A 19,535-nucleotide genomic window follows, 5' to 3' on the forward strand; every position below is an offset into this window, starting at 1 on the left:
TTTAGATAATTTTAAATAATCCGTCGTTATGACAATATTTTATACATAGAGCACCCCCCCCCCCGGCAGGAAATTTTACAGTTATGGAATACTTAACAATAAAAAAATTACGACAAAATAGCAAAAATACGATATAATATTATGCAGCATGTGTATAAGCGTACTTATTGTCTATCGTTGCTTTATGCAAACACAGAATTAGTGTTTGAAGAAGAACTAGACACACGTTTATATACGACGCACATTAGGGAACGCTAAATTAAGAAGCACAAGAATAAAGGATTACGGATTATTATGGCAAATAACAACCGCAAAAAGCATGCACGCGAGCAAGTTGAGAGCTCGTTTAAAAACGTTGATTCATCTTCTGCGTATGCAACCATGCGCAAGGTGTCATTGAGCACACTTGCCACAGTTCTCACTGCAGCAACCTGCTTGGGTGGTCAGCCAATCCTCGCATCCTCTAATATTCTTCTTCCTCCAACTACTGCGGCATTTGCGGAAGAAGTGCGTAAGAACGACCCTACTCCTTGGCTGCATACACCAAACATTCTTGAGTATCAGCGCTACCGTTACTTAAACAGTAGAGGCGAATTTGGCTACGTTGGAGACGACAAAGTTGGCGACTGGGATAGAATCATCAACAAAACCGACATGTATGCACACGTTCAAGGCGAAGGCAATAACAAGTACTTGGTTTTCGACGTGTTCTTTAACAATGACGGCAAATCCATGGTTTCCGCATCAACAAAGCATCAATACGTGTGGCAAATTCCTTATGCAATTGCCGATTTAAGCAACGGCGGCTACAAGGGTGACACTATGCGCAATCTTAGTTTTGACTTCTACAAGCGCAATAACAAATCACCTCAAACACCTGCAAATCTTTCACACGATATTGGCTTGTTTGAACACGATGCAAGCAAATCTTTCAATCAAGACTTCTTGAAAGATAGTCAGGATCACAATAACTCAACATATCATTACTCTATAGGCGTACGCCCTGGCGGATCTGGTGCTCAAGATATAAAAGACAACTTCCATGTTAACCCAGATGCTTTGGATTCCGCTATCAAAAAGGCTCTCCCACCAAACCAAAGACCTTATAACAGCTACAACTATGGTATTGGTATAACAACAACTCACGTTGATTACGCTGTACGAATGCATTGCGAGTTAAAGCTTCGACCAGGTGTAACCGATGAAGAAATCAAAAATGCCTTTACTTGGGCAAATAGCAGCTCTTATGGAAGAACTACTCATTCTGCATACACGTTTATTTCTGGTCGCACAAAAGACGAAAATGTGCCACCTACAAAAAGCGATAAAATCCCTCCAAAGCTGTATTTAAACGGCAAGGAGATTGACGACTCCAACAACAGCATAACCGTATATCAGGGAGATATTCCTACAATCACTTTCGGCACATCAGATGACAGCGGAAAGGTTAATAGCTTCTCAGTTAAGGGTCTTCCTAACGGTAATGGAGATGTCACTGAAAACAGTAACGACATGGAAGCAACTGAAGCTAAGCACCACAACCATGTTGTTAATAGAGTTAAGTTTGAATATAAGAACGGCAACACGCCAGCAAATACTGACTACACGGTTACTGTCTCTGCAACCGACGCTTCTGGAAACAAAGTAGAAAAGAAAGTTACAGTACATCTTAAAAATCTGAACCAGAAGTACAAGGCTCCAACCACTACACCGATTACTGTTGATTGGGGACATAAGGCAACTAATGAAGAATTAAAGAAACATGTTTCTAATATTGAAGGCGGTGGACAACTAGATTTCAATACTTTCCCAGAGACTAAACTACCAGATATAGCTTTTAATGGGAAAGACACTGCTACAATATCCACATCAGCAAAAGTAATATATTCAGACAATTCGTACCATATTGTTACGATTCCTGTAATTGTCAGAAAGCCGCTCGCATTGCAACACAAAAGCGAGCTGAAAGATCACGAAGTTAAAGTAAATGTTGGCGACACTCTTACTAAAGCAGGAAACAAGGTTGACGCTAAGGAATATCTTGGTATAACCGATAAGAAGGTTAAAGATAACATCAAGAGTGCAGAGTGGGTTAATGGCGAGCCTTCCACAGCTGTTGCAGGAAAAAGAGAGTACACTGCTAAAGTCACGTTTAATGACGGCAGCACAGCGGAAGAAAAGGTTACTTTCACAGTTCGCCCTAAGAAACCTACAATTGAAACTGATTTGACTGGTGTTGCAGGCGTAAAGGGCAAAGAAGTTAAAGTTAATGCAGGCCCTGGCACAGCTGGAAGCACTGTAACGCTTAAGGATAACGGTAAGAATACGATCGGCACGGGAACCGTTGGAGCTGATGGCAAAGTTACAATTAAGGTTGATGGCGTCATTCCTGAAGGAAATGTAACTGCCGTAACGTCTACAAATCCTGCAGACCCAACTAAGGAGCAGTCGGTTCAGTCGCCAGTAAGCGACCCTAAGAATGCTACTAAAGACGACAAAGCACCAACATTAACACTGATAAAGATAATGTTGAAGTCGAAGTTGGCAAAGATTTGAAGATTCAGCTTACTGCAAAAGATGATGTAAAGATTGAGTCTATTGACACAGCAACAGCAACTACAGCATTTTCTGGAACTGATTTCAGCAAAATTATTGCCAACATGTCGCGTGCAAAAACTGCTTACACGAAGGATACTGCCACAGAAAAAGAGCTTACTTATACATTCTCCGGCTTTAAGCCTGAAGAAGTTGGCACATACAATCTTACGTTCTCCGCAACTGATGCTGCTGGTAACAAAGTAGAAAAAACTGTAAAGGTAACAGTTAAGAAGAAAGAAGACATTAAGTCAAAGAATATTACTGTTGACTTACATCACCAGCTAGACGACAAAGATGCAAAGAAAGCTATTGCCAATAGTCGCAAGCTTCCAAAAGGGACTACGTTTACTTGGGCAAAGGATGGTAAGCCAGACACTTCCACTGTTGGCAAGGAAAAGGATGGAACAGTTATTGTAACTATTCCTACTAACGATCCAAAGCATCCACGCGTTGAAACTGTTGCCGTTAAGGTAACTGTTAAGGATAACGAAAGTCCTAAAGTTGCGATTCAGCAAAAGGGCGAAGGTGGCACATATAACACCATTAATGGTGAATATCCTGATGGGCCAAAACACGCACAAGTATTCACTATCACTACATACCGCGGCGATAAGAACGATATTAAGATTACTGCAACCGACAACAGCGGAAACGTTACAACTCTTACTTTAACGCCTAAAACTCCAGGCGAGACAGAAAAAACTCCTACTGGAACTGGCACAGATAAAGATCCTAAGACTTTGATGCTTGATGGCACTACTCCACTCAACACTGAGCCTGGCGAGTATAAGCGTACTATCACGGCGGTGGATCCTTCGGGCAACACTACAAACGTGTCTGTGAAGTTTGTTGTTAAGACGCAGGCAGATAAGTATAGCAAAGTCACAGGCACGCCTGTTACGTACAACATGAGTAGCGGAACAACGCATCCAGATCCTAAGAGCGGCATTAATGCAACTGATCTAAAGAATCTACCTAGCGACGCTACCTACTCTTGGGCTAATGAACCAGATTGGAATAAGCCTGGCGAGCAGAACGCTACAGTCCGCATAACATTTAAGGACGGATCAACTAAAGACGTTACTACAACCGTTACCGTTAAGGACAATATCGCGCCTGTTATTGAGAAACCTGCTACAAATCAGGTGAAACATGACGATAAACAAATGTACTACCAATTTAAAGTACATAAAGATAAGCCTTTTGATATTGAAATTAAGTCTTACGATAACAGCGGCAAGATCAGTAGCGCAACAATATCAACATTCCCAGGCCACGACGGAAAAATCACTATTGACAATCAAAACGGGAATTCTGCAGAAAAGCCTGCGACTATTCATATTAAAGGCACTGGAAAGCGAGATGCGAAGATAACCAATTCGTCAGACAATAAGTGGTCTCGCGATCTTGTTGTTACAGACGAAGCTGGCAACGAGTCTAAGCTTAAGGTTCAGATTTCCGTATACACGGATGCTGAAGAGCATAATGCTGCTCCTAATGCTACACCAAAGAATCCTGACCAAAACGCAATTACCAACGCAATTACTATTACCAAGAAGGATGACCCGAAGAAGACCCCAATTGATAAGAAAGATTTGACTTTCACAGTTGGAAATATTCCTCAAGATGATGGTGTTCACACTGTTCCTGTAACAATTACATACCCGGATCATTCAACTACAATAGTTAATGTTCCTGTGTTGATTCATAAGGATGCTAAGGATTATGATCCAAAGGGTCAAACAGTTGAAGTTCCATGGAACACTAAGCCAGAAGAATTGACTAAGAAAATTAAGTCGTTTGGCAGTGGCAATGGCTTGAAGTGGAACGGCAACTCTCCAAAGCAAGATCCAACAGTAGAAATCGTCAACACGAAAGACGTTCCAAGCACCGATAAGCCTGGCGAGAGACAAGTACAAGTTAAAGTTACGTATAAGGATGGCTCTAGTGACGTTGCAACAGTAACTGTTAAAGTGCTGAAGCCACAAAGCGAAACTTATAAGCCAGAAGGTCAAACAATTAACATTGACTACAATAAGACGCCGAATAAAACCATTGAAAACAGCATAAAGAATAATGGTATTAAGCTAAAGAAGAATGGCACTGACACAACTTTGCCTACTGGCGCAAAAGTGACCATTGACAACGCAAACACTGTTCCAAATGGCACTCAATCTGGCGATTTTACTGTTCCTGTAACAATCACCTATGGCGATGGTTCAACGGATCACGCAACGGTAACCGTTAAGGTTGGCGAGCCTCAGAATAAGAAGTATGAACCAAATAAGCCTGATGGAATCAGCGTTGGTTATAATGGCAAGGCTCCTTCTGATGAAGAAATCAAAGGTAAAGTCAAGTTTGACGATAACAACAAACCTCCAACAGACGGTACAACAATTGCTATTGATAAAGGTCAAACCTCTATCGACACTAAGACTCCTGGAACCGTAAACGTTAAGGTTACCGTTAAGTATCCTGACGGTTCTGAGGATCACGTGGAAGTTCCTGTAACAGTTGGCAATCCAGATAACGAGACCTACAAGCCAAGCGCAGAAGCTATCAGCAAGAAGCGTAATGAGAAAGCTCCTGATGCTGATGAAATCAAGAAGGCTGTAAAGACTTCTACAGTTAAGGACAAGACTGCTCCAAAGGAAACAAAAGTAGAGCTTGTAAATCCAAACAATCCTCTGCCAACTACAGACAAGACTGGCACAACTAACGTACCTGTTAAGGTCACATATCCAGATGGTTCCAGCACTGTTGTGCAAGTACCTGTAGTAGTTACAGATACCGATGCCACTGCAAACACTCCTGCAGTTGACCCTGTGGAAGAGCCGTATGGCACTGGTAAAGAAAAGACCAAGGAAGCTGTTAAGAAGGCTGTAACTGTTCCTGATTTTAAGCCAAAGAAGGAAGGCGATAAGCCAACAGTCGCCATTACAAGCGACGATAAGGATATTCCAGACGGCAATACCCCTGGCACCTATCATGTTAAGGTTAAAGTCACATACCCAGATAACACAACTGATGAAGTTACTGTTGATGTGACTATTAAGAACAAGCAGTCGGATACTTTCGAGCCAAAAGCAAAGCCTGTTGTTAAGCCGTTTGGCAAGCAGGTTACATCTGATGATGTAACAGGCAATGTAACTGTTCCTAATTGGCCAGAAGCAGACAAGAGTAAGCTAAAGATTGAGTTGAACAATCCTGACACAAAGCTTCCAGATGGTAAGACTCCTGGAAACTCTACTGTTAAGGTTAAAGTCACCTACCCAGATGGCACAACTGACACTGTTGACGTGCCAGTAACTATTAGCAATAAGCAGTCTGAACTTTACCCACCTAAGGCAGATAATCTTGAAAAAGATAATGGTCAAAAGCCTTCGGACGACGAAATTATCGGCAAAGTAAGTGTTCCTACCTGGCCAACGAACGAAACAAATAAGCCAACTTACTCTATTGCTGAGGGAGATAAGTCTAAGATCCCTAATGGAGATAAGGCTGGCAAGTTTGAAGTGCCTGTAACAGTTACGTATCCGGATGGATCAACAACTGTTATTAACGTACCTGTAACTATCAAGGCTCCAACTGCTACAGCTAAAGTTGTGACTGTGCCAAAGGGCGTGGAGCCTAAGCCAGAGGACAGCATTGTCAATAAGGATAAGTTCCCTAATGGCACTAAGTTCGAGTGGGATAACAACGGAAAACCAGACACATCTAAGGAAGGTAACAGCGTAAAAGGCAAAGTAAAGATTACTATTCCTGGATCTGATACTCCTCAAGAAGTGTCAGTAGAGGTTAACGTTGTTGACCCAAGTGCATCTGAAGTCAACGTGCCGCAGGGCAAGGATTTGCCAGAAGCTAAGGATGTTATTAAGGATTCTAGCGATAAGAGTAAGTTCCCTGAGGGCACTAAGTTCGAGTGGAAACCTGAAGATAAACCAGATACTAACAATCCTGGCGCAAAGAATGGCAAGATTATTGTTACCCTCCCAGGTCAATCCCCTGTAGAAGTGCCTGTAACAGTGAACGTTTTGCCAAAGCCAGAAGCGAATGTTGTGAACGTTCCACTAAATGGCACACTGCCAGAAGCTAAGGATGTTATTAAGGATTCTACCGATAAGAATAAGTTCCCTAATGGCACTACGTTCGAGTGGGAAGACAGTGACAAACCAACTACAGATACCGTTGGAGAAAAGACAGGCGGTAAAGTAAAAGTCACCATTCCAGGCGTAAATGGCAAGTCTGGTTATACGATTGATGTTCCTGTAACAGTGAACGTAAACCCTGTGCCTATCGCGAAGGAAACCACCGTCCCACAGAACAGCAATCCTGATCCTAAGAACAGCATTGATAACAACAACAAACTCCCTAAGGGAACCACATTCGAGTGGAAGAAAGATGCTGCTCCAAAGACCGACAAGCCAGGCACTGCTAGTGGAACAGTGATTGTCAAGATTCCAGGGCAAGCACCTCAAGAAGTGCCAGTAACAATTACTGTGACACCAGCACCTGTTGCAAACGACGTAACTGTGTTGCAAAAGAAGAATGGTGACACAACTGACACTACCCCTAAGCCAGAGGATGTTATTAAGAATCATAAGGATCTACCTAAGGATGCTAGTATTTCTTGGAAGAAGAAGCCTGATACCTCAAAGACTGGCAACCAACCAGGCGTTGTGACCGTTAAGGTGCCAGGCGAGCCAGATATTGACATTCCAGTCAACGTGCTCGTTGTGCCAAATCCAGTTGGCAAGAAGGTAAGCGTGCCACAAAATGGCAATTTGCCGGATCCAAAAGACATGATTGCCAATAATGGTGAGTTACCTACCGGAACCACATTCAAGTGGTCAACCGACATAAACGGTACACCATCAACCTCTAACACTGGTGAGCAAACTGGCACTGTTGTTGTAAATATTCCAGGTATCGCACCTGTGAATGTACCAGTAACAGTAAACGTTGTGGCACAAAACAAGCCATTTATTAATGGTAGCAAAGCAGAAAACACACCAGATAAGTCTGATAAGACAACTATTACTGGTAAGGGAACTCCTGGAGCCACTATCAAGGTTCAAAACAGTAATGGCACCGCATTGAAGGATGGCGATAAAGAAATAACTGTCACTGTAGATGAAGATGGCAGCTTTACCGTTGATGTTCCTCATCAGACCCCTGGCACAACACTCAAGCTTGTTCCAAGCAAGGGTGGAGTTGATGGTGACGCAACTACTGTAATCGTCACAGCTAAGCCACAAAAGCCAACGATTACGGTACCAACCGACAACCAGAAGAACGACGGAAACGTAACTGTAACTCCGCCAACTGATGACACAACGGTTGTGAAAATTGAAATCAATGCTAAGCCAAATTCAATCAATGGTCCAGAACAGCCAGTTCGCACAATTATTGCTAAGAAGGATAACAATGGTAAGTGGAAGATTGACGGAGACGCTCCAGAAGGCGTAACCGTTAATCCAGATACTGGCGTTGTTACTATTCCAACAAAGAATTTGGAAGACGGCAGCACTATTACTGCAGTATCTAAGAACAAGACGGACAAACCATCTGATCCCGCTACTGCTGTAACTGGCTTTAAGACTCCACAGATTAGTGAGCAAACGCTAAAAGACAATCCAGATGATTCTACTAAACAAATCATCACTGGAAAGACTCTTCCGGGCGCAACAGTAACTGTTACCGATAACAATGGCAATCAAATCGGAACTGGTACCGCAGATAAAGATGGCAACTTCACTATTACTATCGACAAGCAAAAGCCTGGTGCCATCGTCACCCTCACACCAACCAACGGTAAGGGTGATGGTGCAAAGACAGGCGATAGCGTAAATATTACTGTCAACGGAAATATAACTAAGCCAAAGATTGACACTCCAGCCGAGGGTGGTGCTAGCGTGACGCCTGATCTCACGGATACGCGCGTGAACAAGGTTGTAGTTACTTACACTCCAGAAGGCAGTGAAACAACCGCAACGATTACTGTTGTTGCTGAAGGCGACAAGCATGAGTGGAAGATTGACGGAGACGCTCCAGAAGGCGTAACCGTTAATCCGCAAACTGGCGTTGTTACGATTCCAGCAAACAAGATTAAGCACGGTAGCACTATTACTGCGCAATCAGAAGACAGTAGCGATAAGACTGGCAAGAGCAAGTCAGAAGTGGTAACTGCTAAAGTTGGCGAAAAGGAGAAGCCTGCACCAGAACCAACGCCAACGCCTGCGGGTGAGCCGACTATACTCACGCCACAAGATGGTGTTGAGCAAGGTTCCGCAACTGTTACCCCACCAGCAGACGCTGATACTCTCGAAATCACGTATACTCCAGAAGGCGATACAACGACTCCTGTAACAATTACCGTGAAGAAAGATAAGAATGGTAACTGGACTATTGACGGTAACACTCCAACCGGCGTGACTGTTGATCCTAAGACTGGTAAAGTCACCATCCCTGCAACCCAAATCAAGGATGGTAGTACGATTACCGCGCAAGCCAAGAAGAATGGTCAACCATCCAACACGGCAAACGGTAAAGTCGGAAACAACCCAACCAAGAAACCAGAACCAACACCTGCACCGACCCCTGCTCCAACCCCAGAACATGAATCTGGTTCTCATGATTCTGATGAACACACTGGCAACAGTGAAAACAACAGGAATAAGAGCAATAACACTCAGTTACAAGCTCCTAAGTCTCCTGCACGTCACTCCTCCGGCCAGGTTGCGCAATCAAAGTTAACCAACACAGGCTCTGCAATTGCTGCAGCAGGTGCTGTTGCTGCACTCGCAGCCGCAATAGGTGCTGCACTCGCAGTCATTATTCGCAGGAAGAAGCGCGACTAAACGTTGGTGTTGCAACAAATATTAAAATTGAATAAATAATATACATATGCTCCGTGATAAAAGGGTTCGCGAAATTTACGACAACCCTTCAACCACGGAGCATTGTTATATCTGTAGTAAATCTGTAGAGCTATAGGCCATAGAGGTATAGGTGCGATACATAGATGCCATTAAATGATCTGGGTACTGGTAGCGAGATAGCACACCACTGCGATAATGACAGCGTACTTGACATTAAGTAATATCAGGCGACATACGCAATGCTACACGTACTAAATATGGCATACTGAACTACAGAGCTACTTACGTGATTGTTAACGCAACTCCAATCGCCTTACATTTTTCCTGCAAATGTGGTCAAATAAAGCCAGAGCGAAAACAAATGCCGGGAATATTCACAGCAAATGTTTCCGCTCTGGTTTCGCACTTATTTCAATGCGTCAATACATCCGCAATTAAGCATCGATACATTAGCAGCTAAAGCAGCGACTCAGCAGTAGTATCCGTTCGCATTAAGGCGAGCTTCAGGATTAAGTAACATCGCCTTTTCTGCTTCGTGACCATCGTAGCGAGTGCCATCCGGAAGGCGCGTGCCATCCTTCAGCAAGTGACGATTCTCAACAGGCTCGAACAGTACAGATCGACCCATCATGCCTTCCTCAAATCGCCTCTGACCCGCAGCCAAACGCGCATTCGCCTTGGTACGCCAATTCTTAAGCACATTAACACCTGCGCTAGCAGCTACAGCAGCCTCAAAAGCACCAGGATGAACCAATGCCACAAATCCGCTAACATGACCGAAGCCGAGCGAAGTTGCGAGAGCAGCCTTCACTGCACAAGAACCTGCACCATCGCCAATGCGCATCGACTCACGCAACCAAACCATGTGGTCGTCGCGCGCAAGCTTAGGATCCACGCAGTCAAGTGATGCGTTTCCAGGGATTACGCCACTTCTAAACAGTTGAGTCAAACCGTTGATTTGGAAGATGCACGCGCCGCCCTTTGCATGTCCAGTCAGCGTCTTTTGGCTGATTACGAACAGCGGATTTCCGTCCGTGCGTCCGATTGCGTGCGCAAGAGTATTGTGCAGCTCAGATTCGTTCGGATCGTTTGCATTCGTAGACGTATCATGCTTAGAAACCACAGCAATATCGTCCGGAGTAACGCCGAGAGCTGCCAAATCACGCACGAGCTTAGACTTAGCTCCACCCATGCCCGCAGCCAAAGCACCCAAGCCCGGAGCAGGAATAGAAGTGTGAATGCCATCAGCGTAGGAGTGAATGAAACCAACCACACCAGCAACAGGCAAGCCAAGCTTCAAAGCAATATCGCCGCGCGTAACCAAAATCGTACCGCCGCCTTGTGCTTCAAGGAAGCCTCCACGTCTGCGATCGTTTGCGCGAGAGAAGAATCGTGGATTGATGCCCTTCGCATACATTTCTTCGCTATTGGCAGTTGCGTTCATATTGCCGAAGCCAACTACGGATTCCACGCCGATATCGTCAATTGCGCCAGTTACTACGAAATCAGCTTTGCCGAGAGCAATCTTGTCGACGCCTTCTTCGAGCGAAACCGCCGCAGTTGCGCATGCCGACACCGGCTGAACCATATTTCCGTAGCCGCCGATATAGGTTTGCATTACGTGAGCTGCAACAACGTTTGGAAGCGCCTCTTGCAATACGTCCGTAGGAATTTCGTGGTTAAGGAAGCGATCCAAATACAGTTTTCGCATTGAACTCATGCCGCCGAAACCGGTTCCTTGCGTGGAAGCAACCATTGACGGATGCACAGATTGCAAAATCTCCGAAGGCGTGAAACCAGCAGAAATATAAGCGTCTACAGTTGTGACAATATTCCACAGCGCAATCGTGTCAACACTTCCAACCATTGAAGCTGGAATACCCCACTTCAGCGGATCGAAGCCCTTAGGGAATTGTCCACCGACGGTTCTGGTCATTGCAGCCCTACGCGGCACGCGAATCATAGAACCTGCCTTGCGCGTAACAGTCCATTCGCCAGATTCTGCATCGCGAGCAATCTCAGTATGCGATTCGTCAAGTGCCACGTATTCGCGCGCAATTGTTTCTGTTGGAACGCTGAAACTCACGTCGTGATCGAGGAAGATTTCTGCTTCTTCTTCGTTTGCTCCATCCTTGTAATCGCCGCCCATACCGGTTTCGAATGGTCGAATACCGGAACGTGCTACTACTTCATCGCGATATTTCTCTGCAATATCTTCTTCTGGAACAAGCGTGCCGTCCGCATCATACCAGCCTGGCTTTGGCGAATCCTGCCAAGTAAGCAAGCCCATATTCCAAGCCAATTCCAGTACTGCTCCTGCAGAAAGCTCCACGGAACCGTCTTCGCGAATTCCAAGTTCTGCTTCGAAACGAGTACGTCCGGAACCCCATGGTCCAAGCTCGCCAACGGAGACGATCACAATTTCGTCTTCTGGACGCGCTGTTACGTTCTTCCAATCAGCCAAGTTGACTCGCGGCTGAGTTGGCACGTAAGGAGTTGGAAGTGCTTTGTTGGTTGATTTAGCAGAAGATTCTGCAGCTTCTTCTACAGCTTCCACCGCTTCTTCCGCAACTTCAGCACGCTTCTGATCTTCCAACGCTTCTGCACGAAGCGCGTTCAAATCAAGAGGCTCCTTGCCTAATCCGCCCGTAAAATCAACATCCAAAGGCGCAATTGCTGCCTGCTCTCGCGCTTCCTTCGTGCACAAATCGAGCAAACGATCTGCCATTTCTTGCGTAGAGTAGGTAGTTAATCCGTGACGCTCAACTACAGCCACAAGCGGATCATTTCCGCCCATTAAGCCGGTTCCACGCACCCATCCAATCTTAGGATGCGCGAAAGTCACGCGATCCGACCACACGCTTTCCGCATGCGCACGGTTCACAATCGCGTCGAAAGCACTCTTGACTTCGCCGTAAGCACCGTCGCCGCCGAACATACCGCGGTTTGGAGAGCCAGGTAACACAACGTGCATACGATGTTGTACATCTGTATCTGCTCCAATCTGCGCAAATCCAGCGATTGCACGCTCCACTCCCCACAGCATTAAGCGCGATTGCGATTCAAAAAGCGAACCAGAATCAGACAAAGTACCGTGAACTGGAGGAGCTGCAAACGGGAAGAACATGCTCGGCTCATAAGCAGGCTTCAAAATAGTAGTAGTTGCGCCACTTACTTTCTTTGAAACCGTGCCAACCCACTTTACAAGCGCATCGACATCGCGATAACTAGACAAGTTTGCTGGCACAAGCCACAACTTTGCGCCCATTTGAGCGTTTTCGCGATACGCTTTCTTCGCCCAAGACTTAACGCTCGGCTTGAAACTGTGCGAAGTTGCAATAACCGTAGCTCCACCCTTAAGCAAACCCGTTACTACGCGAGCAGCAATCGAGTTAGGAGCAACGCCTGTAACTACTGCAACTTCTCCTGCAAAACGAGTTGCTTGAGCAGTATCGGCGTTGTTTTGTGCAAGTTTAGTGCGAGAATCGCGAGCAATACCATTAAATATTGTTGCAAGATTGTTTAATTCGCGAGATTTAGAAAGACTTGCAAACCACTCAGCTTCCGAAGCTACTGCTTCCCCGGCACCGAGGAAACTACCAAAATCATTTAAGATTTCAGAAACTTCATTTACCTGAATATCAACATTCTTTCCGGCATACTTGTAGTACAAGCGAGCAACGTCTTCGCGAGCCGAAGCCCAGCGGTCGTCGAAAAGAATCGCTTTTCGCTCATCAAATCGAGGAGCCACTTGCTTTGGCCAATCCGCACCTAATTCTGCTTCAACAGCAGCTACAACAGCAGCATTTTCGTCACTTTCAGTTTCTGCTTTAGGAGCTTCAACACCAAGCTTTGCTAGCACAAACTTAGCAGTTGCAGCAAGTACGCCGTCTGCGCCAACAACTTGCTGCGCAAAAGCGTCAAGAGCTGCAGAATCAACAACAGCACCACCGGCTGCGCCAGCAGCACCAGGCTGAGAAACGCTAACGCCGTGAGCTTGTGCAACTTGCTGAATTGCTGCGTCGATTAAAGCGTCAGCTGCAGCAGTATTCTTTGCAGGATCAGTTGAAAGTTGCGCAAGATTTTCACCGCGCACGCTAGCACCTTCACGCGTTTGCAAAACCAAAGCCGCAAGCACGTGCGCACGCCAGCCTTCGCCAAGCTGCCAGACTTCCGAAATACGCTTGTCAATTTGCGCTGGTTTCACACCGGCTGCACCGAAAAGTGCACGCAAACGTTCGCGCACAATATCGGAAAGCACTGCACCAAAAGCCTTGTAGCGTGGAGCAACCGAATCAACTAACTTTTTAAGCGCACTCATTGGAGCTTCTGCAGCACCGTCCACGCTAGCCACGCCAAGCTCGGAACTAATATCCATAAGAAGCTGATTTCTGCGCGAAGATACGCCGTTTGTAAGCGTATCAGTTGTGTCAGTGTCGCCGATTTGGTCAAGACGGATTTTTGCACTATACGCAATCAGCATTGAGATTGCGTCGGATGCTTTGAACGGCAAGTCTGCTACAGGTCCGCTTGCTGCTGCGTTAGCAACTTGAGCAGAAGGAGCAGCCGCAGGAGCAGCAGAGACAACATTTGCGGCAGGAGCTGCAGGAGCAGCAGCTGCATCAGCAGTGCTACTTACTTCTTGACTATCTTCCTCAGTAAACACTTCAGGCACAAGCGAATCCGTGTCAGTCATATAAACGCGACCTTCGTCACGACCAACGTTGTAAACAGTCACTTTTTCGCCACTAAACTCCGGCAAAGCAAGAGTTTTAGCGCCAAGATTTGCCAAAGTTGGCGCGTTTCCTAAACCAACTTCAACGTACTCTTCAACGCCAAGACCGCCGCGAGCGCGATCGGCAAACATAAGAGCCTGCGTTTCAATCCAACGAACTGGAGAAGCGAACTGCCATGAAAGAAGCTCCGTAAGAAGCAATCTACCGAGCTTCTGCTCATCCTCTGCATAAGATTTCCACGTAGTTTCATCTTCCAAAGCTGCTTCAATGCGCTCAGATGGCACAACATCCAAAATCTTTTGTGCAAATTCTCGCGTAAGCTCAAACGGGCAAGCCACGAGGTTTGGAATGTAACGGTCTACAAGCACAGAGTAATCAATATGCTTCGGCAGCAGCGAATCGAGCTTGTCGCGGAATTCCGGCACACCCTTTCGAAGAATTCGAGAGTGGAACGGCACGTCAATTCCTGGAACAAACATGAATGGAGGCTTACCACCATACTCCTTAGCGCGCTTAGAAGCGTCTGCAGCCAATGCCTTCAAGCCTTTAATAGTTCCAGCAATTGCGTACTGCTGACCTGCCAAGTTGTAGTTTACAATTTGCAAGAATTCGCCAGTAGCCTTGGAAATGCCATTAACGTAAGCGTTCACACCTTCGTCTGACACTCCAAACTGGTTTGGTCGAAGCGCACCCATGCGGTAGTTCGAGCGACCTTGCGCATCGCGTTCAATCAAGTGATGCATTGTAGATCCGCGGTGGAACACCAATTCAAGCACAGTTTCGAGTGGAATAATTTGCGCGAAGGAGCTCAAAGCATTGTATTCTCCAAGCGAGTGTCCTGCAAAGTAAGCAGGCCAAATATCGCATCCTGCTTCACGCAAACGCGCGGTTTGCGCAAAGGCAACTGTTGCGAGCGCAACTTGCGTAAATTGTGTTAAATTAAGCAATCCTTCAGGATGGTGATAAGTTACGCCGTGAGCAGTAAGCTCCTTTGGATTATCGCGCACGACTGCGAGGATTGAGAATCCAAGCTTTTCGCGAGTAAGCTTGTCTGCTCGCTCCCAAGTATCGCGCACAGCAGGCGACTTTGCGCGCTCATCCAGCGACATTCCTTGTTTTTGGATACCCTGACCTGGGTATACGAATGCTGCACGTGGAGCGCGAGTAAGCGCGCTTGCTTTAGACACGATTTGCCCATCAACTCTGCACGTAACTTCCAAAGCAAGTCCGCCGCGACGAACTTTTCCAACGCGCTCAACTGTGATTTCTACTTCGTCATCAAGTTGAACCATGCCGTACATGTTGTATGACCAGCCAATGAGCTCGTAGCGAGCACCTTTTTCATCAACTGCTTGAGCCACATGTTGAGCTGTTGCAGAAAGCCACATACCGTGTACCAAAGGAGCAGAAAGACCGGAAATTGCAGCACCTCGCTTAGAAGTGTGAATTGGGTTGAAATCTCCAGAAGTACGCGCAAAAGCGGTCATATCGTGAGGAGCGCGAACTACTACTCTGCGCAAAGCTCTGCGAGGCGTGTCTTCAATTTCGTATCCGTGCAATCCTGCAGCTTCGCCATATTGCGCAGCTGGAGCAGGAAGCGCATTGCTGAAGCTTCGTCCACGAATAGCAAAACGCTCAGTTTCGTGAGCAAGTCGCGTGCCGTCAGCTGCAGTATGCACTACGTGAATAGTTACCACGCGTCCAGAAGCGGATTCTGCATACGGCTCAGCCCAGCCTAGTAAATTAATTCGCTTGTCGACATACTTTTTAAAGGCTTCAGCATCGACGTCAAGCTCTACTAAATGATCTAGGTGAACAGCGTTAAGCAGACCCTCAATAATCGGGTAGCCATCAACCATTACGGAACCCAAAGCTGAGTAAATAGTTGGCCAAGCAGGACCTACTAACGCGTCTGGCACAATGCGAGAAGCAAGCAATCCATCTGGAAGTCTTCCAGCAGTAGCAGACTCGTGGTCAATTCCAAGATTTCTTGAGAAAGTATAGGAAGAATGAACCAATCCAAACGGGAAATCTCTATAACCTTCTGCAAGCAAATCTTCCGGCAATTTTGCCAAACTGCCATCTTCTTTTACTGTTTCAACCTTAGGCATAGCATCAAGCACATCGCCAGTAATCGCAGTATTTCCAATACCTGCGGTTGCTGCAAGCATTTCGTACACGTGCTTTGGCAAACGTTCGCGGTCAACTACTGGTATGCTTCCAGCTTGACTTGCATCAACAGTTAGCGGAATTACAATATCTCGTACCGCGTGCTTGCGTTTTGGCGAGTTTGCAGCGTTTTTTGTAGAGTGTTTTGCTTCCTGATTTTCTTGATTATCCCAGAATGTATCTAGCTTAATATCTAAATCAAGCGAAATTACGTCATTATTACTAGAAGTTACTGTAATTACGTAATTTTCGTCTCCTAAAGACGTTCCGTAAGCAGGGTTTGCAGTTACATGACCAACCCAAGAAATATTCGGGCATGCGCGCACGTAAGCTTCAACGTTTTTAGCATCAGCAATCTGACTAAAAGCAGATTTTGAAGACTTGCTTGCAGCATTTTCCTTATTTTCTGCTTCTACTCCAGTTTCCGAGCCAAATTCTGCACGATTGAGCATAGCTGCTTCAAAACGTCCCAGAATATCGGCAATCGGCTCATCCATAGTCGTAATTCCAGCCACGGAAATCGGTCCTGGAATTACGCGCACAGCGTCTGCTGAGTAACGCGAATCTTCCGACTGCCAAAGCTGATCTTGACCCCACCAACGCAACAAATCGTTGTCAATAACTGGCACGAATGGCATTGGCTTAGGATATTCGCGCACCAAAGTTGGGAACCAAGCGGCATCCATTGGCACAACGTTCATCTCGCGAGCTTGAGGCAACGCGTCAATCAGCGTATATAAAGCAGCTTGAGGGTGCTTAGAAACTTCTTCGATAGAAGGCAGAATAGAAGTAAATTCGCCTGAATCTTGATTAATTAAACGCGCTTCAATACGCTGCAACAAATGCATGTAGCGATCTACGTAAGTCGGATCCACCCAAGGGTATGCCAAATCTAGGAAACGTTGAGCAAATTGTGCGTAAGTCATGCTTTCTACGTCACCAAAATATGGTTTTGCAGTAGAGTTAAGTGCTTCGATTACTTCATCGCGACGCACTTCAAGCTCTTCAGGATGTTTCATCATATGAACGAGCAATCGACCGCAGCGAGCAGAAGCGTTTTCTAACTCGTAAATATCTGCGTGCAAATGGCTTAAACCACTCGTCACACCGCCAATCACTTTGCCAGAAGGCACCCAACGCTCACCCAAAGGTGCGAACGGATCCTCATCAAAACCTTCAATGCTAGAAGATTTCGGCATCGCAATACCCGGAGTTTCCACAAGCATACGCTTTACTTCAGGACTTGTATGTGCTTCCTTAGCTGTCATTGCAGCTGTGCCAATCATTACAGCATCAACTGGCATATTTGGCAAACCGTATTCATTCGCCCATTCGCCAGAAATGTAGTCTGCAGCACGCTCAGGAGTGCCAATACCACCGCCTGCAACAAGCACCAAATTTTCGCACTCGCGCACTTGCGCGTAAGTTGTCATAAGCAAATCGTCAAGAGATTCCCACGAATGGTGACCACCTGCAGCACCGCCCTCAACCTGTACAATAATCGTGGCTGGAGCAACAGCCTTAGCAATTCGCACAACTTGACGAATTTGGTCAACTGTTCCAGGCTTAAACGTTACGTAAGGGAATCCATCAGCTTGCAAAGATGCTACTAATTCCTTGGCTTCGTCAAGTTCTGGAATGCCTGCAGAAATAACTACACCATCAATAGGAGCTCCCGACTGCCTCTTTTTTGGCACGATTCGCTTCGAACCAAATTGCAAATTCCACAGGTAGCGATCCATAAACATGGCGTTAAATTCAATAGTTGCGCCTTCGCGAAGCTGATTTTCAAGCGACTTCATATGACGATCGAAAACTTCTGCAGTTACTTGACCACCGCCAGCAAGCTCAGCCCAGTAGCCCGCATTTGCTGCTGCAGCAACGATTTCCGGCTCTACTGTCGTTGGTGTCATTCCTGCAAGAAGCACAGGAGCTTTGCCTGTAAGCTTGCTAAATTTGGTAAGCACTTTGCGTCCTGCAGGCGTGTTGATTACTCGAGGCGCAAAATCAGCCCAGCAGCCTGTACGCTCTGGTTCAGAAGCTGAGTCAGCTGTTGAAAGCTCAGCGCGAGAGCGCAATGTAGCAGCCTCTACGATTCCAGCGCCGGTTCCTTGCACAAGCACTCCAGTAAGCTTTCCGAGCACCTCGCTAGGACCCATGTCTAAAATCCAAAGCGAGCGCGCGTCGTTCTGCTCCAAAACTTCGCCAATTTGCGCAGCCCAATCAACAGGAGTTACAAGCACAGCATCAGCCAATTCGCGCGCAACTGTAGTGTTCAAACCAGCCTCACTAGCCCACTCTACTACCTGCTCAACTGCAGATTGAAGCATTGGCGAATGGAATGGCACTGTAACATCCAAATATTCAGCAACTGGCGCAAATACAGCTCCACCGCGAACTTTCATTTCGCGCAATTTTTTCGAACGCTTTGTTTCTTTTTGCGCTTCGTTTGCAACAGCTTCCATATCTTCCGGGTATCCTGCAATAACCACGTGATTGTAAGCGTTTTTAACAGCAATTGACACTTCACCGCGCGTGCGCTCTACGCGTGAAATTAACGCTTCTGCCTGCTTTTTAGTAACTCCTTTAAGTGACAGCATTGGCGTGTGCTCGCCGTCACCAGTAATTTCAAGCATTCGAGATTCACGATCTCCTGCAGCTCCAATTAAGTAGGCAATTGCAAGTAATTCTTCGATTTGCGCGCGAGCTTTTTGCCAAGACTTTGCTTTTATGCGAGCTTTTACCATTTCTGCTGCGATTACGCCTTGAGAATGACCCAAAACTGCGCACGGCTTGTTTACTTCAAAGTTGTATCCAAGATTTGTTAAGTCGCGCACTGCACCGAACTGTGCAAGCGTAATTCCAGGCACACTAAGAAGCGCGTTTGCAGCGTTAATATGCTTATTTTCTAGCGCGTCAAACACGTTTATGTCGCCGCCTGCATTTGCTAAAAGCTCAGAATAAATTGGCGATAGCAAAGCTTTTGCGCCTACTTCGTACTCGTGAAGTTCTGCGTTTAATTCTTCGTCTGAACCAAGCTCGCGCAAAGCTTCAACCCACGGAGTTGACTGACCTGCAAACACGAGTGCGTGCGGATTATTAGCGAGTTGGTCGAAAAAGTATGTTGTCATGATGTTTCCTTCTCGTTGAT

Annotated in this window: 1 protein-coding gene and 1 pseudogene; one reads left to right on the plus strand and one right to left on the minus strand. The window is 46.2% G+C overall.

What is annotated here, in order from left to right:
- Positions 1–294 precede the first annotated feature (294 nt).
- A pseudogene (locus K9E37_RS02405) lies at positions 295–9,458 on the plus strand (Rib/alpha-like domain-containing protein).
- Between the two features lie 490 nt (positions 9,459–9,948).
- On the opposite strand, the gene K9E37_RS02410 reads toward K9E37_RS02405, so the two are convergent.
- Positions 9,949–19,515, minus strand: a complete 9,567-nt coding sequence (locus K9E37_RS02410; protein ID WP_248893518.1) for a type I polyketide synthase — start codon at positions 19,513–19,515, stop codon at positions 9,949–9,951.
- Between the last annotated feature and the right edge of the window lie 20 nt (positions 19,516–19,535).

Source organism: Gardnerella swidsinskii, assembly GCF_023277705.1.
GTDB lineage: Bacteria > Actinomycetota > Actinomycetes > Actinomycetales > Bifidobacteriaceae > Bifidobacterium > Bifidobacterium swidsinskii.